Source organism: Bacteroides hominis (assembly GCF_033042785.2).
GTDB lineage: Bacteria > Bacteroidota > Bacteroidia > Bacteroidales > Bacteroidaceae > Bacteroides > Bacteroides hominis.
Genome location: NZ_CP178829.1, coordinates 771407 through 795590 on the forward strand (window position 1 = coordinate 771407; position 24184 = coordinate 795590).

The following is a 24184-nucleotide window of genomic DNA, read 5'->3' on the forward strand; positions in this document are numbered from 1 at the left end:
GTGCCAATCTGTGTAATCTGTGGTGAACTTCTAAGCCATGCAAGTCTAAAGAAAGAAAACATTTAGCGTATAATTAAAACAATATGACCCCAATTGTAAGCATCATCATGGGTAGCACTTCCGACCTTCCAGTTATGGAGAAGGCCGCTCAGTTGCTCAATGACCTTCACGTGCCGTTCGAAATGAACGCGCTTTCGGCTCACCGCACTCCCGAAGCTGTGGAAGAGTTTGCCAAGAATGCCCGCTCACGCGGCATTAAAGTAATAATCGCCGCTGCCGGCATGGCCGCCCACCTGCCGGGCGTGATTGCCGCCTCCACCTCGCTGCCGGTAATCGGTGTACCTATCAAGTCGTCTCTCGACGGAATGGATGCGCTTCTGGCCATCGTACAGATGCCTCCGGGAATCCCTGTGGCAACCGTAGGCATCAACGGAGCATTGAACGCTGCCATCCTTGCCGTACAAATGCTTTCATTGGAAAACAAAGAACTCGAAACGAAATTCATTGCCTATAAGGAGGGGCTGAAAAAGAAGATCGTAAAAGCTAATGAAGAACTGAAAGAGATCAAATACGAGTTTAAAACAAACTGAGAAGATTTATGACGGACGATTTACCGGTTACGGTTACGGGAGAAGGCGGAACTCTTTTCACCACAGATTACACAGATTTTCACAAATTATCAATATGGATAATCAATGGTTTAAATTCACTCAGTGTTACTCTGTGTCCTCTGTGGTGAGTTTCGACACTCCTCTCGTAAGCAGTAAATCGTCCGGTCGTAAAGCGACTCCAATTACATACAACAAAATGGATTTATTCAACTACTCCCGGCGGGAAACTTCGGAAGTAAACATCGGGGCTGCTCCGTTGGGAGGCTCCAACCCTATCCGAATCCAGTCGATGACCAATACCGCCACGCAGGACACCGAAGCTTGTGTGGCTCAGGCAAAGCGCATCGTAGATGCCGGCGGAGAGTACGTCCGCCTCACCACACAAGGGGTGAAAGAAGCCGAAAACCTGATGAACATCAACATCGGACTGCGCAGTGACGGATACATGGTTCCGCTTGTGGCCGATGTACACTTCAGCCCGAAGGTAGCCGACGTGGCAGCCCGATATGCGGAGAAAGTACGCATCAATCCGGGCAACTACGTAGACCCGGGACGCACGTTCAAGCAACTGGAATACACCGACGAGGAGTATGCCGCCGAACTGCAGAAGATACGCGACCGCTTCGTTCCCTTCCTCAATATCTGCAAAGAAAATCATACGGCCATACGCATCGGCGTGAACCACGGTTCACTGTCCGACCGCATCATGTCCCGCTATGGCGACACGCCCGAAGGTATGGTAGAGTCGTGCATGGAATTCCTGCGCATCTGCGTGGACGAGAAGTTCACGGATGTCGTAATCTCGATCAAGGCCTCCAACACAGTGGTAATGGTGAAAACCGTACGTCTGCTGGTGGCCGTGATGGAACAGGAAGGCATGGCATTCCCGCTTCACCTGGGTGTGACGGAAGCTGGCGACGGAGAAGACGGACGCATCAAATCGGCCTTGGGCATCGGTGCTTTATTGTCCGACGGAATGGGCGACACCATCCGCGTCTCACTGAGTGAGGAGCCGGAAGCCGAAATTCCCGTGGCACGCAAACTGGTCGACTACATTGTCGGGAGACAGGATCACCCATACATCCCCGGCATGGAAGCACCGGACTTCAACTACCTCTCTCCGACGAGGCGCAAAACGCAACCGGTGCGGAACATTGGCGGCGACCATCTGCCGGTAGTGCTTGCCGACCGCATGGACGGACGGACGGAGACCAACCCGCAATTCACGCCGGATTATATCTACGCCGGACGTGAACTGCCCGAACAGCCGGAAAAAGGTATGCAATACATCCTCGACGCCGACGTGTGGAAAGAAGAACCGGACACGTGGCCCGCTTTCAATTATGCCCAACTGGAGCTGATGGAAACGTGCGCCGCCGGACTGAAGTTCTTCTTCATTCCTTACATGGCACTTACGGACGAGATAGTGGCCTGCCTGAAACGACATCCCGAAGTAGTGGTGATCTCGCAAAGCAACCACCCGAACCGCGTAGGCGAACATCGTGCGCTGGCCCATCAACTGACGGTGGAAGGGTTGCAGAACCCAGTCATCTTCTTCCAGCACTACTCCGAAAATGCAGCCGAAGATCTGCAAATCAAGGCCGGTGCGGACATGGGAGCACTGATATTCGACGGTCTGTGTGACGGCATTTATCTCTTTAACCAAGGGGAACTGAGCCATGCGGTGATCGACGCTACCGCCTTCGGCATCCTGCAAGCGGGACGCATCCGCACCAGCAAGACGGAGTATATCTCTTGCCCGGGATGCGGACGGACACTGTTCAACCTGCAAAGTACGATTGCCCGTGTCAAAGCAGCCACCTCACACCTGAAGGGACTGAAAATAGGCATCATGGGATGTATCGTCAACGGACCCGGTGAGATGGCGGATGCCGACTATGGCTACGTGGGTGCCGGCCGTGGCAAGGTAAGCCTTTACAAACGGAAGGAGTGCATCGAGAAGAATATTCCCGAAGAAGAAGCCGTAGAAAAACTGATCGAATTGATTAAGGCAAACGGTGACTACGAAGAGAAGGCTCAATCCTGATCTTCTCCCAAAGAAGACAGTTAGTCCCGCCGACGAATAAGTAAGAAACAGAAAGAAAGCACCACGGATTAAGAAAGGGTGCCGGGAGTTCACCACAGATTACACAGATTCTCACAGAATATTCAGTCTTGCTAATTAACAAGATAGATTATTAATCTGTGAGAATCTGTGTAATCTGTGGTGAGCTCCTGGTACCTTACTTCTTTCGGCTGGCAAAGAGCCACTCCATGAATCCGGGATAGTTGAAAGCCGGATTCCAGCTGCCGTGATTGCAACCGGGAAACTCGACGTATTCCACCTCTGCTCCAAGTTTCTTCAACGCTTTATAAGCCTCGCGAGAGCCTTCTACCGGCACTACGTTATCGGCATCCCCATGGAAAATGCGGAAACGGACACTCACGGCATCGGCCAGGCGTCCGGGATTCACCGTGCCGCAAATGGGGACGGCGGCGGCGAATGTATCCGGAAAGCGGATGGCAAGGTCGTACGTCGCCATGCCTCCCATAGAAAGACCCACTACGTAAACGCAGTCACGATCCACCGAAGGCAAATCGAGGTAAGTGTCCAGCAATTCTTTTACCGCACGCAAGATGGGAGTGATCTCCTGTCCCACCGGCATCTCCGAAGGAACGAACGAAGAAGGGCGGGAGGCGTATGCCCAGTAATCCTTCTCCGGACATTGAGGCACGAGGACAAATGCCGGATACTTCTCACGGTTCACGGGGTTGAGAAACATCTGTCCACCGTGTGTCAATTGTTTCTCGTTGTCGCTCCCCCGCTCGCCGGCACCGTGCAGAAAGAGCACCAAAGGATATTGCTGCCCCGGCTTTTCCGACTCCGGACGAAGCAAACGGTAGTTCAGCGAATCTCCCCGGGAGGAGATGAATACTTTTTTCTGATACGCCTCTTGCGAACGGGCACCCACGGTCAGCAGGAAGAGACTGAGGAAGAAAAGAACAAACTGTTTCATGGCTATTCGGGATTATTCTACATATTGGGGTTCGGAGGGTAAAGATACACCATTTTCATTAAAGGCCTCCACGGCGAAATAATAATCCTGGTCGGTGGTCAGAGATTTCATGAGCAACTCGGTGCCGTCGTATACCATCCACGAACTGTACAACTTATCGGGAGCGATGCCCCAGAGCACATTGTACCCCTGCGCACCTTTCACCGGTTCCCAACGGATGGTGATGTCCCGCCGGTCGGCATGCCGGTCAAGGGTCAGTTTGCCGGGACGGCGGGGAGCTTTGCCGGAGCCGAGGCCGAATACGCGCAACTCGGAGATAGCCAGATTCGGAGTGGGTACGTCGATGTTCCTATACCGGACGTAACGCACCGTGGCCGGAGTCTCAAGCTCCACATAGTCATTCGGTGTGTCCTTATAACTGCTTTTGCGGTCAACCAGCGTATTCCAGGTCTCTCCGTCGGTAGAACCCTCGATAACGTAGCGATGGCGCAAGCCGGGAATCCGGCCGTACATATCGCTCTGATAGTCGTGATAGTTCACCTGCACGGCACAAACGCGGGCAGGGTTCTCCAGATCGATCATCACCCACTGACGTTCATCGTTCGCCTCAGCAAGCCAGAAGGTCTTGGTCAGCTCGTCCGTCAGCGCAGCAGGTCCGAATCCGCCTTTCACGGCAGACGCTGTCACCGGTTTGCGGTAAGACAGGAGCATCCATCCCCGGAACCGTCCCCTCTTGCCGGGCACAGCGGGGGCATAACGTGGATAATCTCCGAAACGGGTATCTACGTACATGATGCCGTCTTTATCGAATCCGGCAGGAAACATGCAGAGGCGGCGTTCCCAGTTGACATTGATGGAAAGGGCCATCGAAGCAAAATGCCAGTACGCTCCGCCGGGGCCCTGGACCGTGCTTCCGTGTCCGGCACCGTTCATGTATCCGCCCGGTTTATACGACACGGGGTTGTGTTTCTGATAGGTGTAAGGCCCCATCGGATGATCGGCTACATAAACGCCGTCGGCATAGACATTGAACTCAGTGCCGGGAGCACCGTACTGCATATAATATCTCCCGTTGTGCTTGGTCAGCCACGGACCTTCGATATAACCTCCCAGAACCGTGTCGCTGTGGTTCTCGCCGAAACGTTCCCAACCGTGGCGGGGCATGTCGAGGTTGAAAAGCTCTTTCACCTCTCCTTTGGGAAGAAAGCGGTGATTCTTGTCCAACTCCACTCCCCGGATGGGATAGACATTGGACGATCCCCAGAACATATAGGCCCGGCCGTCATCGTCGATAAACAGGTCCGGGTCCTGCAGGTTATGCAAGATGGCGGGGGTGGCTTTCCATTCTCCCCGCTTCGGGTCGTCGGAGTAAAGGATACTCATCGAACCGGACGGATCGCCGGTGACGTAGAGCACAGAGTCTTTGTAGTTATGGGCGGCGGGGGCGTTGCTTCCCTGCGGATACCAGTTTTTGGGAGTGATAAAGTCCCAGTTCAGCAGATCCTTAGAATGCCAGTAGCCATTGGAGCGGGTGACGAACATATAGTATTCGCCACGGAACCTGACCACCGCCGGATCGGCACCGGAACGGTAAGAGATGTCCTTGTCGGAGTTATAGATCATATATGTATAATCTATGTTCAGCGGATTGCAGTAGGTATCCTGCCGCATATCCTGTGCGGGAGCAAGAGCCGGGGACAGGAAGAAGAGTAAAAGGAGAAATAGCTGTTTCATGGTTGTAACGGTATGTTTTCACCACAGAGTAACACAGAGTCTCACAGAGAAGTTTTTTCTTTTTAGAAATCCCATTAATAAAAAATCAAAACTCTGTGAGACTCTGTGTTACTCTGTGGTGAACCTTTATCTTATTTATTTTGATTCTGAACTGAACCCCAGTCTCTTCAGCCCTCTCTGCACATCGGGATGGCTCATGAACAGTTTCCAGATCAGCCCCGTGCGGTAATTCTCAATCATCACCACAATAGGGCCCTGGTCGATGGCCAGATAAGAAGGTGCAAACCAGTTCTCGGTCAGGTTGAAGGCATCCTTGAAGCCGTATTCTCCCCAAAGGCGGTCGCCCAGCTCTTCGTAAAAGTAACGCATAGCTTCCAGAGAATGTTCCGGGGTATAAGGAATAGAAGAGATGGCCGCGGTCGGAGTGATCACTCCCAGATCGTTCTGCGGGCAATGCGCCGAGTAGCCCAGATGGTTGTCACTTGCCGTCAGTCCCCAGCATTTGCGGCTGTATCCTTTGTACTTCTTCGGGTTGTCGATGCAATAGGCACGGTTGATCAGGGTATGCGCCTTCATCTGCTCACCGTAGTCGGCATAGCGGTCTTTAAGCCCGCGCGGGTCGAGTCCGAGGTAAGAGTAATGGGTGAAGAAGAGCGGTCCGCCAAAGTCGGTGCCCAGCGGCAGACGGATGCCGTAGAACTCCTTGCCGTTCTTAAAGGTGATCGAGTTGGCCCATCCTTTATGATAGACCGATTCGCGGATGGGATAAGTAGGTGAAGAGGCAGCCAGCACATAGGCTATGTGGCACTCGTTCTGCCCTTTCAGCTGATGATTCATTGCCCAGCCGTTATTGGGTGACCAGTGCCAGTAGAGCACATCTTCACCTCCACGGGTGAACCAGTCCCACTCGGCCTGATGCCAGAGGGAGTTGATGAGTCCCCGCACCCGGTTTTCAGTGGGGGTATCCCGGTCGAAGTACTGATGGGCTGCCAGCAGTCCTTCGAACATGAAGGCGGATTCTACCAGGTCGGCACCATCATCCTTACGGCTGAAGGGGATTGTCTTTCCGGTTGCACCGTCCATCCAATGTGCCCAGATGCCGTGATAGCTGTCGGCTTTGTTGAGGAACTCCACCATCTTGAGCAGACGTTCCGCTCCTTGCTCACGGGTGATGAAGCCGCGCTCCACTCCGACTATAATTGCCATCACGCCAAAGCCGGAACCGCCGATCGTCGCAACTTCCAGACGGTCGTTGCTGCGCTCACGCGCCAAGCCGGATTCGGGATGGGCAAAATCCCAGAAATAACGGAAGGTCTGTTTCTGGACAAGGGTCATCAACTCGTCGTCGGTCAGTTTGGGACGATTGCCTGCAACGGTGATCTGCAACGAGGAGGCACAGATCAGAAGAAGAAATAATAGGGTATGTTTCATAATGTTTCAAAATCTTATCCCCCGACCCCTTCTCTTAACCTTTAAGAGAAGGGGAGGTGGCTGCGCGGTGGAGATACGGCGTTCCGCCGTCGAAAGGGGACTGTGTCCCCCTTGCCCTTGTGGGGATTCCACAGTGCAGAGGGGATGGCGGCCTCCGCCGCCCCGAAGGACGGTGGGGAGGACGCCGGGTGTAATCATGGAATTGATAGTATTGGAATGATTCTATTTAAATGAACTGGTTATATATATACTTTTTAATTGAATGTGAACATAAAGTCGGGGTGAACATAAAGTTGAGATGGACGCGAACCCAAGAGTGGACGCAAAGCTAAACACAAGCACAAACTTAGAAGTAAGTACAAGACCGAAAGAAAAGAAAAGAAAAGAAAACCTACCTTTCCTCTCTCACCCAGCTCTGCCTGCTCCCCGCTGTCCTTCGGGGCGGCGGAGGCCGCCATCTCTACCGCACTTCGGAATCCCCACAGGGGCAAGGGGGACGCAGTCCCCTTTCGACGGCGGAACGCCGTATTTCCATCGCGCAGCCTCCTCCCCTTCTCTTAAAGGTTAAGAGAAGGGGCCGGGGGATGAGATTTTGAGAACCCCTTGCGAAATATCCACCTGTTTCTGCGGAATGAAGAACGTAGCATGCTTTGCTATCGAGAAGTTTGTCTTCCCGTGTGCCTTCATCATCTTCTCCGCATAGCCCGGCACCACCTTGTCCGCACGGATCAGGTCGAAGAAACGGTGTCCCTCCAAAGCCAGCTCGATGCGGCGCTCGTTCCAGATGATCTCGCGGAGCTTCTCTTTACCGGTTTCCGTAATCTCGGGCAGCCCCACTGTCATATCCGCCGGATGTACTGTTCTGCGGGCACGTGCGCGCACCATCTCCAGTTTATCGAGGGCTTCCCGGGTTTCACCCAATTCGTTGCAGGCTTCGGCATACATCAGCAGCACATCGGCATAACGCAGAAAGATCAGGTGGCAATTCTGTTTGGCAAACGAATTCTCGTTCCAGTAACCGGTAGGCCAGATGGTCTTTTTGTTGGCACGGGGCGGCACTTCTTTCTTGAAATGAATCTCGCCCTTTCCCTCCAATGTCTCTCCATCGTAGAAAATGGTTGCCGTGCGTCGTGGATCTCCCGCTTCATAGGCTTGGTCGAGAGCTTCGGAAGGAGAGAACATCCCCCAGCCCATCACGCCGCGAATGCCCTGCCACTTCACATACTCCGACTCGAGGTTGCGTTCGGTCGATTCGCCCCAGAGGTACTGGTCGGCGAGCATCACTTCGTCCGAATAGTAAGAGTTAGGATTGAACAGGTCGCGATAATCCGGGTGCAGGCTGTACTCGCCGCGGGCAATCACCTGACCGGTGTATTTCTTCACGTTGGCATAGTCCCCGCGGAAGAGATATACTTTGGCCAGCAGTCCTTCGGCCGTTCCCTTGGTGGCACGTCCCGACTCTTTCACACCCCACTCCTGACGGGTAGGCAGATGCTCGGCTGCATAGGTAAGGTCTTCGATGATCTGTTGATAGACGGCATCTTCGGTTGCCCGGGGCTGGTTGTATTCGCCGGGCTGCAACACCTTCGTCACCAAAGGCACCCCGCCGAAAGCACGTACGAGATTGAAGTAGAAGAATCCCCGGAAAAAACGGGCCTGAGCAACGCACTTCACCCGGAGTTCTTCGTTCTTCACCGTGCCCAGATTGTCCAGAGCCACATTGCACGAAGCGATAGCTTTATAATTGCCTTCCCACCAGCCGTTGATCTCGGCGGTAGAGGCATCGTAAGTAAAATCGTTGAACAGGTTCAGCCGTGCCACACTGCCGTCGGCCAGCTCACTGCCCGTATCGGAGTTGTCGCCGGGCAGCTCGGTGATGGCAAACCATGAGAACCCGATGATGTCCCACGCCCGGAGTTGGGTATAAATGGCGTTAATACTCATCAACGCGCCTTCTTCTTCGCCGAAGAAGACGTCCTCGGTCAGTTTCCCCTGCGAATCCACATCGAGGAAATCGGCACAGGAAGAAAAGGTCAGTGCCGAAGCCAGTAATATTGAATATATCTTTTTCATTGTAATGGTTTTGGGTTCACCACAGATTACACAGATTTTCACCGATTAATAATTATTTCATTGGTAATAAGATTAAAGTATCCGTGTTAATCGGTGTAATCTGTGGTGAATCGTATTCATGTCTATATCATTTAATATTAGAAAGTAACGTTCAGCCCGAAGCGGCAGGTAGCTGTCACGGGATAGATCTGGCGGTCGATTCCGCCCAGTACTTCGGGTGTGAAGCCGTTATAGCCGGTGAAGTAGGCCAGGTTGTTGCCGGAGAAGTATACTCTCAGGTTCTGCACGGATACCTTCTGCATCCATGACTTCGGGAAGGTATATCCCAACTCGACTGTTTGCAGCTTCACGTACGAACCGCTCTCTACGTAGCGGCTCGACACCTGATAGTTGTTGCCTTCCAAGGTCATTCGCGGTGTCATGGTATTCGGGTTTTCGGGTGTCCAGCGGTCGAGGAAGGAGCGGTCCCAGTTGTCCGAACCGGAGAAGCGTTCTACCTGCTTGGCATTGAATATCTTGTTTCCGAAGTTGCCTTGGAAGTCAATAGAGAGGTCGAATCCTTTCCAGGAAGCACTGATGCCCAGACCGCCGATGAACTTGGGAGTGGGGCTGCCCAGATCCTTACGGTCGTTGGCGGTGATGTATCCGTCACCGTCCACGTCTTCGTATATCAGGTCGCCGGGACCTACGTTGTTCTGATACTGTTGTCCGGAATTTCCGGTGGCAGCGGCGGCACGCTCGTTGTACTCCTTGATCTGCGCTTCGTTCTGGAAGATGCCGATCACGTTGTAACCATAGAAATATTTAATCGGCTTTCCTTCTTCGGTCATCTGTACGGATTTCCCGGCGCCGATGTCACCGCTGGCGATGCGTTTGCCTCCCAGGCTGATGACTTCGTTTTTGATCGTCGTTCCGGTCAGGCGTATGCCGTACTGGAAGTCCTTCAGCGAATCTTCCCATTTCACGGTAAAGTCCACACCGCTGTTGCGCACCGCCCCTACGTTTGTTTCTACCGGGGTGAGGCCTACGGAAGCCGGTACGTCTACTGTCACCAGCATGTCTTTCGTATCGCGGTGATAGTAGTCCAGTTCCAGTGAAAAGCGGTTGTTCAGCAGTCCGAGGTCGAAACCGAGGTCCATCTGCTCCGAACGTTCCCAATGGATGCTCCGGTTGGAGAGTGACGTGATGGTTCCGCCGGGATAGAACACGCCGCCAAACACGGCATCGTAAGACGGAGAGATATTGGCAAGCGCACGGTATTTGTCGTTACCTATTTTATCATTACCGATCTGTCCCCAGCTTCCTCTGAGCTTCAGGTTGCTCAGCCATTGCACGCGGTCTTTCAGGAATGCTTCTTCCGAGATCCTCCATCCGGCAGCCACTGAGGGGAAGTAGCCCCAACGGTTGTTGGGACCGAACTTAGACGAACCGTCGGCACGGACCGAAGCCGTCAGCAGATAGCGGTCCATCAGCGCATAGTTGGCCCGGAAGAGGTAAGACATCATTGTTTCGTGGTATCCGTTGTTGGCTACCGACTTGGAGCTGGCCGAAGCCTGGTCGAGATACCAGTAGTTTTCGTTATCGGAGAAGAAGTCGCGTCCGGTGCCTTCCAGCAATTCATAAACACGCTTCTGCGCCGTGATACCTCCCAAGAGGTTGAGCCGGTTCTTGTCATTGATCTTCCAGTCATAAGTTAACAGGTTCTCCCACAGCCAGGTGAAGTCGCGGTCCCAGGTTTTGGAGAGGCTGTTGGTTTCGTTCTTCTGTGTTTCCGAAACGTAGTATTTCGGCACGAAATTGCGGCGGCGTCCGTTGATGTAGTCGATGCCGAGGCTGGTTTTAAAGTCGAGCCCGTTCAGGATATTCCAGTTCAGGAAGGCGCTGCCCACGATGCGTTCTTTCCAGTCGTCATTGTTCGTATAATGGAGTGTAGCGACGGGATTGGCGGAAGAAGCGCTTTCGGAATCCATGAAACTTCCGTCCTCATTGTAGGGACGCTTCACGGGACTGATAGTGTAGGCGGCTTTCACCACCGCGCTGTTTTCGTTTTTCTTATGGCTGAAAGAGGCCGACAGGTTGTGCCCGATGGTCAGTCGTTTGCTGATCTTGTAGCTATTGTTGGCACGCAGGGTGAAGCGGTTGTAAGTGTTTCCGGTGATGATGCCGTCCTGCTGGTAATATCCCGCGCTGAGGTTGTAGCGCACCTTTTCCGACCCGCCACTGACGCTGAGCTGATAGTCGCGTACGGAAGCCACACGGAAGATTTCGTCGAACCAGTTGGTTCCTTTGCCCAGTGAAGCAGGGTCGTCAAACTTGGGTTTTCCACCCGTGTTGACCAGTGCTTCGTTCAGCAGCGTGGCATATTCGGTGGCATTGGCCATCTCGAAGCTGCTGTTGTTGAACTGGAATCCTTCGCTGGCCGTAAAGTTCACCACCGCTTTTCCTTCCGTCCCCTGCTTGGTGGTAACGATGATTACACCGTTGGCACCGCGCGAACCGTACATGGCGGTTGCCGAAGCGTCTTTCAGCACCTCCATCGACTCGATGTCGTGTGTGCTCAGGAAAGAGATGTCGTCCATAAACATTCCGTCCACCACATAAAGGGGGTTGCTGTTATTCGTTGTACCGATACCGCGGATACGCACTTCGGGCGAGCTTCCGGGAGCACCGTTGGCTGAGATATAGACACCGGAGACACGTCCCTGAAGGGCATTCGCCACATTGGGAGTGGCTACTTTCGTAAGGTCTTTGCTCTTCACCGTGCCTACCGAACCGGTCAGATCGGATTTGCGTTGCACGCCGTAACCGACTACAACTACTTCGTCCAACAGCTGATTGTCCTCTTCAAGAGAGATATTCAGCTTTGAAGAGGTGGTTACCTTGACCTCCTGTGCTTTCATGCCGATGTAACTGAAAACAAGAGTGGCGCCCGACGGGACACCTGAAATAGAATAGTTGCCGTCAAAGTCCGTGATAGTTCCGGACGATTGCCCTTTCAGTAGGATACTGGCGCCAATGATAGGCTCTCCTGTTTTCTTCTCGGTGACAACACCCGAGATGGTCAGGCTGCCTTGCGCAAAAGAAAGCGTAGAAAGCAGCAACATCATACATAGGGTAAACAGATTTTTTTTCATCGTTTTGGTACTGATTTAAAATTCTGCTGCAAACTTAGAAGGTAAATTGATGTAAGTCAAAAAAAGGGGTACTACAAGAGTACCATGAAGAAAAAAACGGGATTTCCGGAGTACTGCATCCATACTACAAAGTGATATAATTAATTAATATTCAATAAAATAAAAAGAGGTTTCAGGAAAGGAAATGAAACGGTTGGGAGGGGTCGAGGCTATTCAGCTTAGAATTCACCACAGAGTACACAGAGGACGCAGAGTTTTAATTTAGACAGAAGAACCAGAGGGCATATTATTCTGATCTGTTCTTTATCTGTTCTTATATCTGAAAACAAATAGAGCGCAGCTGATTAATCTCTGTGTCCTCTGTGGTGAATCATATTTATTTCTATATCCGCTATGAAGTATTTACGCTATAGACTTTAATAGAAGAGAGAATCTTTCCGCTTACTATATTCTAAGATAAAAATAATAGACTTGTCTGGTTTAGGAACGGATTCTTTCCGGATGAAAGAGACGGGTAGCGAAAGAGAGGAAAGTAGCTCTTCATTTTGTATCAATTTAAGAGAAAATTTTCTCCTTATATAATGTTACAACTAATTACCAATAGTCATTTGGAGTCGTTTTACCCCTTAAAAATCATCGCCTAGGCGATGATTTTTCATCGCTTAAGCGATGTTTCGTCACCGCTTAAGTGACGATATATAGGCATCTAAATGACATTTTTGCAATTTTCCTATTTTGTACAAAAAAGAAACCGCTACAAGTAGCGGTTTCCTAAATAATAATGTAAATATGAATGAATTAATTTTAAGTCTTTTTTAAGTCTGGATTTTATTGTGACGGAGATTAAAGTTAGGTTTATCTTATAATTCTACAAAGATAAAACAATAAATTGAAAATGCAATCTTATTTTCTATATTATTCATGCGAATCAGTAATTGATAGCCAATTAACGTACTGGGAATATCTATAGAAGGAAAGAGTTGAATAGTCGCTTGATTCACCACAGAGTTGCACAGAGCCTCACCGAATTTTTATCTTTGGTTTATAGGATATTTGAAAGAAAAAGCTTTTCTATGAGACTCCGTGCCCTCTGCGGTAAACTCTTATTCACAGTTTCATTTCCTCAGCAAGAATCTTGCCTTTTTCACATCCCGGCTGTTTCCGCCGATCATTACATCGAAGTCGCCCGGTTCGCAAACAAATTGCAAATCATAATTATAGAACTTCAACAATTCCGGTGTGATGCTGAAACTGACTTTGTGGGACTCTCCGGCTTTAAGGAAAATCTTCTCGAAACCTTTCAGCTCCTTCACCGGACGGGTGACACTGCCCACCAGGTCACGGATGTAGAGCTGAACCACCTCTGCACCGTCGCGACTGCCGGTATTGGTGACGGTAACGGTTGCCGTTAGTTCTCCGCCGGCACTCATCTCTGTGCTGCTCAGGTGGATATCGCTGTAATCAAACGTTGTGTAGGACAATCCGTAACCGAACGGGTAGAGCGGCTCGTTGCTCACATCGAGGTAATTGCTGCGGAACTTCTCGAACCAACGTCCTTCCTGCAACGGGCGGCCGGTATTCTTATGATTGTAGAACAATGGGATTTGCCCCACATTTTGCGGGAAAGTAGCGGTCAACTTTCCACTGGGATTGACATCACCGAAAAGGACATCACCGATGGCATAAGCGGCTTCACTCCCTCCGAACCACACGTTCAGGATGGCAGGCACATGTTCCTCCTCCCAAGTAAGCACCAGCGGGCGGCCGGTGAAGAGTACGAGCACAACGGGTTTTCCTGTTTTGAGCAATTCCTGCAACAGCGCTCTCTGCACATCCGGCATTTCCAGATTGGTGCGGGAGCTGCTCTCTCCACTCATCTCGGATGATTCGCCCAGCGCGGCGACAATGACATCGGCTTTGGCAGCCACTTTCAGTGCCTCGTCCAGGAGCTCGCGATCTGTACGGTTATCTCTGTGCAGTTCGCGTCCGAACATCGTGGCGCGCTTTTCATATTCGGCATCGCCTATCAGATTACTTCCTTTGGCGGTTACCACCTCCACACGGTTACCGACTACTTCTTTGAGCCCTTCGACCAGTGAAGGAGCATTATCCAGTACGGCAGCCACGCTCCAGGTGCCCGGCATGTTGGAACGGGTATCGGCAAGCGGACCGACTACGGCAATGGTACCCTTCTTGCTGAGTGGCAACACACCTTCGTTTTTCAGCAGTACAAAGCTCTCCGAAGCCGTCTTACGGGCAACAGCACGATGTTCCTTGGTGAAAATCTGTTTCTTGGGACGGCTTACGTCACAATACTTATAAGGATCGTCAAACAGTCCCAACTTATACTTTGCTTCCAGAATGCGGCGGCAGGCGGCGTCGATGGCAGCTGCCGATACTTTGCCTTCTTCCACCGATTTCTTCAGTGTACCGCTGAAGGCGTCGCTCACCATATCCATATCGACCCCGGCATTCAGAGCAAGGGCGGCAACTGTCTGCTGGTCACCCATACCGTGATCGATCATCTCGTTGATACCGGTATAGTCCGTCACCACGAATCCGCCGAAACCCCACTGCTTGCGCAGCACATCGGTCATCAGCCATTTGTTGCCGGTGGCGGGCACACCGTCCACTTCGTTGAACGAGGCCATCACGCTTCCGACACCTGCCTCGACCGCGGCTTGGTAGGGCAGCATGTATTCATTAAACATACGCTGGCGGCTCATGTCTACCGTATTATAATCACGTCCCGCCTCAGATGCGCCATAAAGGGCAAAGTGCTTCACACAAGCCATTATCTCGTCATTACGGCTCATGTCCTTTCCCTGATACCCGCGTATCATGGCACGGGCGATGGCAGCACCGAGGAACGGGTCTTCGCCGTTCCCCTCGGACACACGTCCCCAGCGCGGGTCACGGCTGACGTCCACCATCGGACTGAATGTCCACGAGATACCATCGGCACTGGCCTCGATGGCAGCTATACGGGCGGACTCCTCGATGGCTTTCATATCCCAGGTGCATGACAAGCCGAGAGGAATAGGGAAAATGGTTTCGTATCCGTGTATCACGTCCATACCGAACAACAGGGGAATACCGAGACGGCTCTCCTCCACCGCCTGCCGCTGGACCTCACGGATGCGTTCTACCCCTTTCAGGTTGAACAGTCCCCCTACTTCTCCGTTACGGATGCGTTTGGCCACATCACTGCTTTTTGCCTGTCCGGTAGTGATCTCTCCGGTCACGGGCAGGTTGAGCTGGCCGATCTTCTCCTCCAGCGTCATCTTTTTCATTAACTGGTCGATAAAGCGGTCCATATCCCGGGGAGCCTTTTGCGCCTGTACCCCGGCGGCCACTATGACCAAAGAAGCGGCGAACGCCTGCATTCTTCGTACAAAATGTTTCATGGTCTTTACAGTTTTAGTATCTATTTATGAATGTTCCGACTTTGCAGGTACAAATAAAGCGAATCTCCGGCAAATGCCTTCCATTTATCCATACGGCAAGAATACTACAAACCCGAAAAAACAAAAAAAGAAGTACTGCATTAGTACTTCTTTTCATATCAATCATTTAATTTCCAACTACTTGAAGGAGATCATAAAATCCGTCAGGCTGCTCTCCGGAGGAAGCCCCAACTTCTTGCGCAGACGATAGCGGGCAGCGTCGACACCCCTTACGGAAATGTTCATCAGCTTCGCAATCTCCTTCGTTGGCAGGTTGAGCCGGAGCAGCGCGCACAGGCGCAAATCGCCGGAAGTCAGGTCAGGGAACTTTTCTTTCAGGTTCCGGAAGAAATTCTCGTGTATCCGGTCGAAGTTGGACTGGAACATATTCCAGCTCTCTTCGTCGGAGACAATATTCTGATTGATCATCGAAAGCAGCTTATCCAGGTTCTTGCGGGTATATTGCCCGGAGAGTTTCTGCTGCTGCAACTCCTCTTTCAGCGAGCTCAGGAACTCCTGATGCGCGATGTTGGTCATCACCACGCCCGAAAGCTCTTTGCTCTTGAAGCGGAGGTCGGCCTCGAGTTGCTCCTTCTCCAGTGCCATGATCTTCTTTTCCTGCTGCTCTATCTCTGCTTTATGGTGCGCGCGCTGACGGTCGATGACGGCATCTTTCTTCTTCTTGGTATAGACGTAGACCCCATAAAGGAGCCCCAACAGAAATGCCAGCCCGGAGAGAGCGTAAACGGCAATGGCTACGTACGAAAGATACCAGGGACGCAGGATACGGAAAGGCAGTTCGACAGCAGCAACCACCCCGCCGTCATCGTACACCTCGGCACGGAAGCGATAAGAACCGAATGGCAGCCGGGTAAAGTCTTTCTGCAAATCGGGAAGTCCCTCGATCCACTTGCCGGACAACCCCTCGAGGCGGTAACGCACATGAAACGCAAAATCATTGTAAACGGGATAGGCAAGAGAGATGCCTACATTGTTGAAAGCGGGGGCTATCTCATCATCTCCCGAAACCGGAAGTTGCAGCCGCTCGCCCGTCTGCTCGTTGAATGCCGAAAAGCCGGAGATCCATAAAGACGGTTGCTCACGGGACTTGTACAGCCCGGTGCTGTCGGCAGCGATACGGGCAAAGGAGTTATTGAGGCAGAGGTAAGAGCAATCATTCCGCTTGTCGTATACCATCCGGGCCAGCCCCTCGATGGGAAGGTTGCCAAACATGGAGAAGGGTATTCTCCGCTCCACCTTAAAGTCGTTCACGGTACATCTCACCAGACAGGCCTCGCGGTCGCTGAGAAACCAGTACAGATCGCCTTTCATGGCGGTGACGGTGTGGATATCCCGGAGTGCGGCCAACTGTTCGTTCATCGCTTTGTAGGGAATAATGGAATCCGCCATGTCGTCATAAGTGTAGAAGTTCCGCCCGTCCGAGAAGGCGACACGTCCGTTTACCTTGAAAAGGTAACAATGCCCGCCCGGATTCCCCGACAGAGAGTCGTACTGCTTCAGGTCCGTCACCTGCTTCAACGCTTCATCGAGACGCACCCGGTAAAGCCCCTTGCGCATGTGCTGCACCCAGATGTTGCCGTGAGGATCCACTTCGATGTTCTTTGCCATATGGCTGAAGTTGCGCACCGAATTGGAGAAGTACCACTCACCGGCAGCATTCTTCTTATAAATATTCAGATAAGTGTAGGTACCTTGTATCAGGAGCTCTTCCCCACCGATCTGCGCCTGCCGCATACACATAGCTCCCCGTACGTCGGAAAGAAGCCGGGCCTGCATGCCTTTAATCTGGAAAGTACCTTTATTGTGTCCGCAAAGCACCTGATCGCCCCATTCGCCGATGGTCCATGCCTGCTCTTCGAGTCCCGGAACCAGTTCCAGGAGGTTATCTTCAAGCCGGTACAACCCTTGGTTGGAAGCGATATAGGCATCCTTTTCGCGTACCAGCACGTCATACACCATTCCGACCTTGCGACGCACCGGCTCGAAATGATAAATCAGAGAATTGTTGCGCACGTAGGCAATGCCGTTGTCGAGGGCTGTCCAGATATTATTGTCTATATCGCAATACAGCCCCAGGACAGTGTTATTCTCCAACTGGTTGTCAGCGTTCTCTTTCCAGAGCAGGCGTCCTTCTTTACTGAAGGCATACAGCCCGTTGGAGATGGTTCCTATCACGTAGCAAGAGTCTTTCGTCATCACTGCCCGATTGACGGTATGGCGTTTCAACTCCTCATCACAATCTGTATGCCAGGGACGAATGCCGGAGGAGGTATAAAGATATCCACCGCTGTTACGGGTCAGCAACAACATTCCACCGGGATAGGGCAAACCTGCCAGTACGTCGCTGTTGCCCAACTCCTGTCGGGAGATCAACGGAGTAAACCTATCACCCGTAAAGACACAAACACCTGCATTGATCAGTTGGGAATAAACCGTATCCCCTACCCGGAACAGATTCAGGGGCAGTTCATGGCAGCGGACTCCTTTCGTCGTCGTGCCATCGTATATGAAGTATGAACCGAATGACTGAAAGACGATGTTCCCTCCCTGCTCCACGATAGTCCATATCTCGTCATTGTGAAAATTGAACCCTTTCACCTGATCTTTCAGGGAATGATATTCCAGTAAGTTCAGGTCGTTCTCTTCAAAATAACCGAACTCCTCGAACGATCCGACGTAGATACGCCCGTCGGAAGCCACGTAAACGGCACGCACAATGCCCGACGCCGGCAAAGGAAACAGCTTCCACCGGCTTCCGTCATACCGAAGCAGTCCGCTGTTGTTGCCAAAGTACATGACGCCCCGCCCGTCCTGCGCAACGGCCCAGTTTTCGTTACCGGCATTATAGTCGAGGACAGAATAATTGCGGACAATAGGTGAAAAAGGGACAGGGTTGCCCCAGCAAGGAAGAGAAAGAGTACAAACAAAAACAAGGAACAATAACAGATTCTTCATCAGTCAGTCGTCTTTAGAAAAATTCTTTGTGCGGAAAAAGCAGAGCTATCTTATCGGACGTTGATAGTTTGTTTTCACCACAGAGGACACAGAGTAACACAAAGTGAATTTTAAGTCATTGATTATCGATGTTGATAATCCGTGAAAGTCAGTGTAATCTGTGGTGAAAAGACTTTTGACACAGCCCCATTTATTATTTCTTTACCGGAGCACTCAAAGTTTCTTTGTATTTGACCGGATCGGCCAATATCTTGAGAGCGGCTTGCAGCCCATCGTCATCCTTCAATTGCTGGATGATCCCTCCACGTGTATAGTAGTAACGCTTGATGATCTCATCGGCAATCATCGACTTGATGTCTTTTGAGAAGTAATCGAGATCGCGGTCCAGATTATGAGTCAGTTTCTTCTCCAGTGCCTTGATCTCCTCCGATGCTTCATCCAGATACCCTTCGAACTTGGCAGCCTCTTTCAGCGTCTTCATGATCTTCTCACTCTGCTGGTCATACTTGAAGTCGGCTTTCTTCACCATTGCCTTGAAGTCGTTATAGTCGGCATCGGTCACCTTGAACTCCTGCGGAGAAGGGATGGACGGATGCTTCAGGCAGTACTGCGTTGCATAATCGAAGATCAGGTTATCGCGCACCAGATAGAAGAGGATATTAGGCAACTTTTCCTGTTTCACTTCGATATCCGGCATCACACCTCCACCATCGCGAACTTCACGTCCGGCTGCCGTATGGAATACGGTAGTCAGGCTGTCGGGGATGATACCTACACTGCCGTCCTCATTGCGGTGTTTATAGTCGATGGCCTGTACGCAACGTCCGCTGGGGATATAATACTTAGAAGTCGTGAGTTTCATCACACCTCCGTAAGGCAACGGACGGGTGGTCTGCACCAATCCCTTTCCAAACGTACGGCTTCCCACAATCACGGCGCGGTCGAAATCCTGGAAAGCTCCCGAAAGGATTTCGGACGCGGAAGCAGTGCCTCCGTTTACCAATACGGTAATAGGAATATCGAGATCCAGCGGTTCACGCAATGTCTTATACGTATTGCTGGCCTGTTTGGTCTTTCCCTTGGTAGTCACGATCACTTTGCCGCGGGGCAAAAAGAAATTAGCAATCTCTACCGCTTCTTCCAGACGTCCGCCACCGTTTCCGCGCAGGTCAATCACCAACGAGGTGATGCCCTCTTTCTTCAGTCTCAGGAATGTCTTCTTAAAATCTTTGGAAGGAGTACCGGAGAAGGTGCTCAGATTGATATAACCTACATTTTTATTAAAGATGGTATCGTAAGGAATCATCGGAGTCTGGATGGTTTGACGTACAATATTAAACTCCAACGGCCGGGTGCCACCCTTTTCGTCCGGACGCTCTACCTTCAGCTTAAAGCTCGTACCTACTGCACCCCGGAGCATCTGGCTCACCTCTTGGTTGTTTTTTCCCGCCAGATCTTTTCCGTCTATCTCCATCAGGATATCGCCTGCCTTCAGTCCGATTTTAGCAGCAGGGGTTCCTTCAAAAGGCTCGGCTATCATCGAACGTTTCAGTTTCTGGTTGTACGTGATCAAAGATCCGATACCTCCGAACGAAGCATTCAACATCTGTTGCAGTTCAGCCTGGTCGTCCTCCGGATAATATTCCGTATACGGATCGAGTGACGAGAGCATATAGTCGATCCCCTCACGAACCGTCTTATTCGGATCGAGCGTATCTACGTAAAACATATCGAGTTCTTTGACGATAGAATTAAAGGTATCCAGATTCTTAGCAATCTGGAAATTGCGGTCGTCACCGCTCTTGAAACTAAAGAATGCTACGCCAACCAATGCGGCTGCCAACAGGACACCATTTCGTCTATTCAGAAACTTTTTCATACACTTTTCGTTAAAATGAGACGTAAAAGTAACTCATTGCCTGCTTACTCTGACAGAACTTCGTTAATATTTAACTTTATTTCATCCCAACGCTCGCAAGGAATCGTGGTTCCAACTATCTGTATAACATTTCCGGAGAGAATTGAACCAATCTTTGCACATTTCTCTAAAGAATAGCCGCAAGTCAGCCCGTACAGAAATCCGGCAGCGAAATAATCACCTGCTCCCGTCGTATCGATCACTCTCTCTACAGGAATGGCCTCTACTTTGATCTCCTCCGTACCCTTACGGATGTAAGAACCATTTCCACCTACCTTTACAATGGCGATACTGCATTTCTTACTGATCAGTTCAAGGGCTTCCTTCGGGTCTTCTTTACCCGTAAACGCCTTTGCCTCTTCTTCATTGGCGAAAACAATATCTACATACTTATTTATTAATAAAGAGAAGAACTCAAGATCGCCTGCCACAATATTATAACTTGCCATATCGAGGCAAACCTGCAAACCGGCTTCCTTTGCCAACTCAATGGCATGAAGAATCATATCGTGATCCTGTACCAGATATCCCTCTATAAGCAGATAAGCATAACCTTTGAACATATCCAGTGTCAGATCTTCGGCTCTCAGCGTAGAAGCAGCACCGAGATAAGTACCAAAAGTACGTTCTCCGTCCGGAGAAATAAAAGTAGAAGCGACTCCCGACGGCAGATCAGACGTTAATAATTTATCTTCGATACCATTTTTTTGCAGATTCTCCCGAAAAAAGTTTCCGTAAGCGTCATTTCCGACTTTTCCGATGAAACCGGTTCCGGCACCCAGACAGGCGAGTCCAAGTATGGAATTTGCCGCTGCTCCACCAGTCGCCAAGTGGGTTTTCATCTGACTGAATTGTTCGTTAATCTGCTGTAACTTAGCATCATCAATAAGTTGCATGCTTCCCTTGGGTAATCCCATTTCATCAAGGAGTGTATCATCTTTCAGGGTTGCAAGTACGTCTACCAGGGCGTTGCCCAATCCAATTATTTTATCCATTTCACTAATTTTTTTTGCAAAGATATTGCATATTTCAAAATATCCTATTACTTTTGCATCGCAATTGAGAAAAACAAATCATTCTTCCTTAGCTCAGTCGGTTAGAGCATCTGACTGTTAATCAGAGGGTCCTTGGTTCAAGTCCAAGAGGAAGAGCAAAGTTCAAATTCTCAGTTGCTAAATTCTTCCTTAGCTCAGTCGGTTAGAGCATCTGACTGTTAATCAGAGGGTCCTTGGTTCAAGTCCAAGAGGAAGAGCAAACAAAGGTTCGTCATTACGGCGGACCTTTTTTGTTTTTACATTGTGAGAATACGGCATGTACTGATAGAGAAAGAGGATGTTGCCTCTGCTGTACAACACCCTCTTTCCTGCTGAAAAAAAAGAACCTACTCAAACCTTATCTCTGAAACACCTATTGATTTTCCTTTCTGAGGTTCTATAAGAATACGAACGGATTCCACTTCAACACTGCCTGAAGGATGTACTACGTTGAACCGATCGGTGCCCACCTGATATGAGTCCGTCACATAGAGTTCAAGAGAATTCCATCCGGCATCCGACTTATACTCTACCGACCAACCGGACGGAATGGCTATTTTTTCCTGATCGTCCAGCCAATACATGGAAAGGGAGTTCAGCAGAAAGGGTTCTCTGAAGTCTACCTGCACCCATTGTCTGCCCGAGCCGTCGGACATCCACCTTTCAGTCAGCTTGTCTGCGGAAGAATCGGATACTTTTCCGTCGCAAAGCGCACGTGTGGAAATATTCTTTCCGGCAGCCAGGGAGGATACGTTCACCGCTTTGATATTACGGAGATAAGCCATGGCTTGCTGGCCGATGCTGGCGGTGGAGGCCTCATCGTTCAACCAAACCAGCATCGTACGGTTGTCTCCCCGGTTGCACCAGGCGTAGTAAGGAACCATCGTGATCTCACGGGTGGTGATGCCTTCCACTTTTTTCTCCATACCCGGCAGGGTGATACTTTCCAATCCTTGCAGCACACCGGAGGATATATTGGCCACCTTTGCCTGTGATTCGTTAACATCGCCCAGATAGAGGCGTTGGACGGGGCCGGCATTATCCACTTCTTCGGCACAGTAGACTAATGGGCCGCGGGTTACGGCGGTCTTACCTATATTCTCACTGACTTCGGGGATGCAATCTACAAAACGCACCGGCATGGGGATGTTGAGTTCGACCACGTCACCCGGCTCCCAGTTACGCTTGACAACGGCAAATCCTTTCTCCATCCTGAAATCTGTTTTCTGTCCATTAACGCTCAGTTCAATTTCCGTGTGCCCCGGTTGTTTATAGGGATAAAGTCCCCCCGGAACAAATTCTCCGGAGCGTGCCCACGTAGGGATACGCATACAAACCGAGAATTTACTTGCCTTTTCGGGCTGCACCGTCACGCGCACTTTTCCATCGAACGGATAGGCAGAGGACTGCTCCAGTTTCACACGGGTTTCTTCTAGGGGAATTTCCGTTTGGCTGCCGCCATACAAGGTCAGGTAAACCCTGTCTTTGCTATAGGCGTACATATAGCCCGGCACTTGCAGGATCAGACGTGAAATATTGGGAGGACAGCAGGCACACCCGAACCACTTGGCACGTCCGCCATTCCCATGATTAAAGCGTCTCACTCCGTCTGCCTCAAGAGGATTGACATAGAAAAAACGGTCGCCATGCAGGTTGATGCCCGCCAACGAGTTGTTAAAGAGTGAAAGCTCGGCTATATCGAGGAATTTAGCGTCTCCGCTGTCCAGGTACATACCATAATTGAAGAACACGTTGGCTACCGCCGCGCAGGTTTCATTATAGGCTGTCAGATTGGGGAGTTCATAAGGAGCCCCGAAGCCTTCCATCCCCTCTATGGCCCCAAGGCCGCCGGTGATATGCATACGGGTAGTGACCAGATTCGTCCAAATAGAATTGAGCGCACGGGTATAGTCATTCAGTCCGGTCAGGGCATCGACCTGTGCCATGGCTGTGTATAGATATGCCGCACGAACGGCGTGCCCAACAGCTTCGGTCTGCTCTTTCACCGGCGCATGCTGCTGTGCGTAAGTCGGCGCCATTACTCCCTCACCTTCCGGACGGTAAGTGACTCCTCTGATCTCAAGGAACTTCTTTGCCATGTTGAGGTACAACGTATCATTTGTCACCCGGTATAGCTTGCAGAGTGCCAGCTCGATCTCTTCGTGCCCCGGAGCCTGATTGACCGGTTTGCCGCCATTATAATTGGGATCACCTCCTTCAAAGAACACCTTATTCACATGCTTGGCACTCTTTATGGCGACATTCAGCAGTTTATCCTTACCCGTAGCCTGATAATAGGCTACCGCTGCTTCGTACAGATGCCCCACATTATAAAGCTCATGGCTATGAACAACCCACGAGTAGGGTTTCTCTCCCATCTCTCGGGGATCGGGATTACCACAAATATGCGAAATATATAAATATCCGTCCTCTTTCTGTGAAGCAGCAATCAGGTCGGTCACTTCATCCATAAACTCTTCCAGCTCCTTGTCCGGGCGAATCATCAATGAATAAGCCACTCCTTCCATCACTTTATAAAGATCGGAGCTTATAAAGCGGTGAGTCTCGGGAAGGGCTGTGGAGTCTCCTGCCAGAAAGGCGGCGCAACGCCGGAAACGCTCTACCGCCGGTGCGCTCTGCTCAACGGAGAAAGGTACCGTTACGTTGATTTCCGTCTGCATCCTTTCTTTCCAGAACCCATCGGTCAAAGTCACCTGATTAAAGGGAACGGGTGTTATTGTCTGCTGTCCCTCTTCCGAACAGGCTGTCGTAAGGAGAAGCAGAAATAGCCCTGTTAGTACATGTTTCAT

12 protein-coding genes and 2 tRNA genes are annotated in these 24184 nt (G+C 50.9%); 4 read left to right on the forward strand and 10 right to left on the reverse strand.

Annotation, left to right across the window (positions count from 1 at the left end; genetic code table 11):
- Positions 1–83 precede the first annotated feature (83 nt).
- Both purE and R3O62_RS03725 read left to right on the forward strand, forming a co-directional pair.
- Entirely contained in the window at positions 84–590 is a 507-nt protein-coding gene (gene purE, locus R3O62_RS03720) for a 5-(carboxyamino)imidazole ribonucleotide mutase (RefSeq protein ID WP_005781966.1), read from the forward strand.
- A 217-nt stretch (positions 591–807) separates the two neighbouring features.
- Positions 808–2658 carry a 4-hydroxy-3-methylbut-2-en-1-yl diphosphate synthase gene (locus R3O62_RS03725; RefSeq protein ID WP_317472900.1) on the forward strand — a complete coding sequence of 617 codons (1851 nt, stop codon included), beginning with the start codon at positions 808–810 and terminating at the stop codon, positions 2656–2658.
- 196 nt (positions 2659–2854) lie between these two features.
- Here the strand turns inward: R3O62_RS03725 and R3O62_RS03730 are convergent, their stop codons facing one another.
- The 9 genes from R3O62_RS03730 to R3O62_RS03770 form a co-directional block, all read right to left on the reverse strand.
- Positions 2855–3628, reverse strand: a complete 774-nt coding sequence (locus R3O62_RS03730; RefSeq protein WP_234191162.1) for a dienelactone hydrolase family protein — start codon at positions 3626–3628, stop codon at positions 2855–2857.
- 12 nt (positions 3629–3640) lie between these two features.
- Positions 3641–5362 carry a family 43 glycosylhydrolase gene (locus R3O62_RS03735; protein ID WP_269110304.1) on the reverse strand — a complete coding sequence of 574 codons (1722 nt, stop codon included), beginning with the start codon at positions 5360–5362 and terminating at the stop codon, positions 3641–3643.
- A gap of 135 nt (positions 5363–5497) precedes the next feature.
- A complete protein-coding gene (locus R3O62_RS03740; protein WP_122142256.1) occupies positions 5498–6793 on the reverse strand; it encodes a glucoamylase family protein in 1296 nt (431 codons plus the stop codon).
- 564 nt (positions 6794–7357) lie between these two features.
- Complete coding sequence (locus R3O62_RS03745) at positions 7358–8866, reverse strand: RagB/SusD family nutrient uptake outer membrane protein (protein WP_317471297.1); 1509 nt, start codon at positions 8864–8866, stop codon at positions 7358–7360.
- Positions 8867–9003: 137 nt separating this feature from the next.
- Positions 9004–12000 (reverse strand): SusC/RagA family TonB-linked outer membrane protein, encoded by a 2997-nt coding sequence (locus R3O62_RS03750; RefSeq protein ID WP_317471296.1) that lies wholly within the window; start codon positions 11998–12000, stop codon positions 9004–9006.
- A gap of 1115 nt (positions 12001–13115) precedes the next feature.
- A complete protein-coding gene (bglX, locus tag R3O62_RS03755) occupies positions 13116–15407 on the reverse strand; it encodes a beta-glucosidase BglX (protein ID WP_317472881.1) in 2292 nt (763 codons plus the stop codon).
- Between the two features lie 177 nt (positions 15408–15584).
- On the reverse strand, positions 15585–18422 hold the full coding sequence (locus R3O62_RS03760; RefSeq protein WP_032539161.1) for a hypothetical protein: 2838 nt from the start codon (positions 18420–18422) through the stop codon (positions 15585–15587).
- 193 nt (positions 18423–18615) lie between these two features.
- Positions 18616–20301, reverse strand: coding sequence for a S41 family peptidase (locus R3O62_RS03765; RefSeq protein ID WP_220576140.1), 1686 nt, complete (start codon positions 20299–20301; stop codon positions 18616–18618).
- Positions 20302–20345: 44 nt separating this feature from the next.
- Positions 20346–21335 (reverse strand): adenosine kinase, encoded by a 990-nt coding sequence (locus R3O62_RS03770; protein ID WP_005781950.1) that lies wholly within the window; start codon positions 21333–21335, stop codon positions 20346–20348.
- Between the two features lie 82 nt (positions 21336–21417).
- Here R3O62_RS03770 and R3O62_RS03775 point away from each other — a divergent pair.
- Positions 21418–21491 (forward strand) — tRNA-Asn (locus R3O62_RS03775).
- Positions 21492–21518: 27 nt separating this feature from the next.
- A tRNA-Asn gene (locus R3O62_RS03780) sits at positions 21519–21592 on the forward strand.
- Positions 21593–21721: 129 nt separating this feature from the next.
- Here R3O62_RS03780 and R3O62_RS03785 read toward each other — a convergent pair.
- A complete protein-coding gene (locus tag R3O62_RS03785; RefSeq protein WP_317472882.1) occupies positions 21722–24184 on the reverse strand; it encodes a glycoside hydrolase family 127 protein in 2463 nt (820 codons plus the stop codon).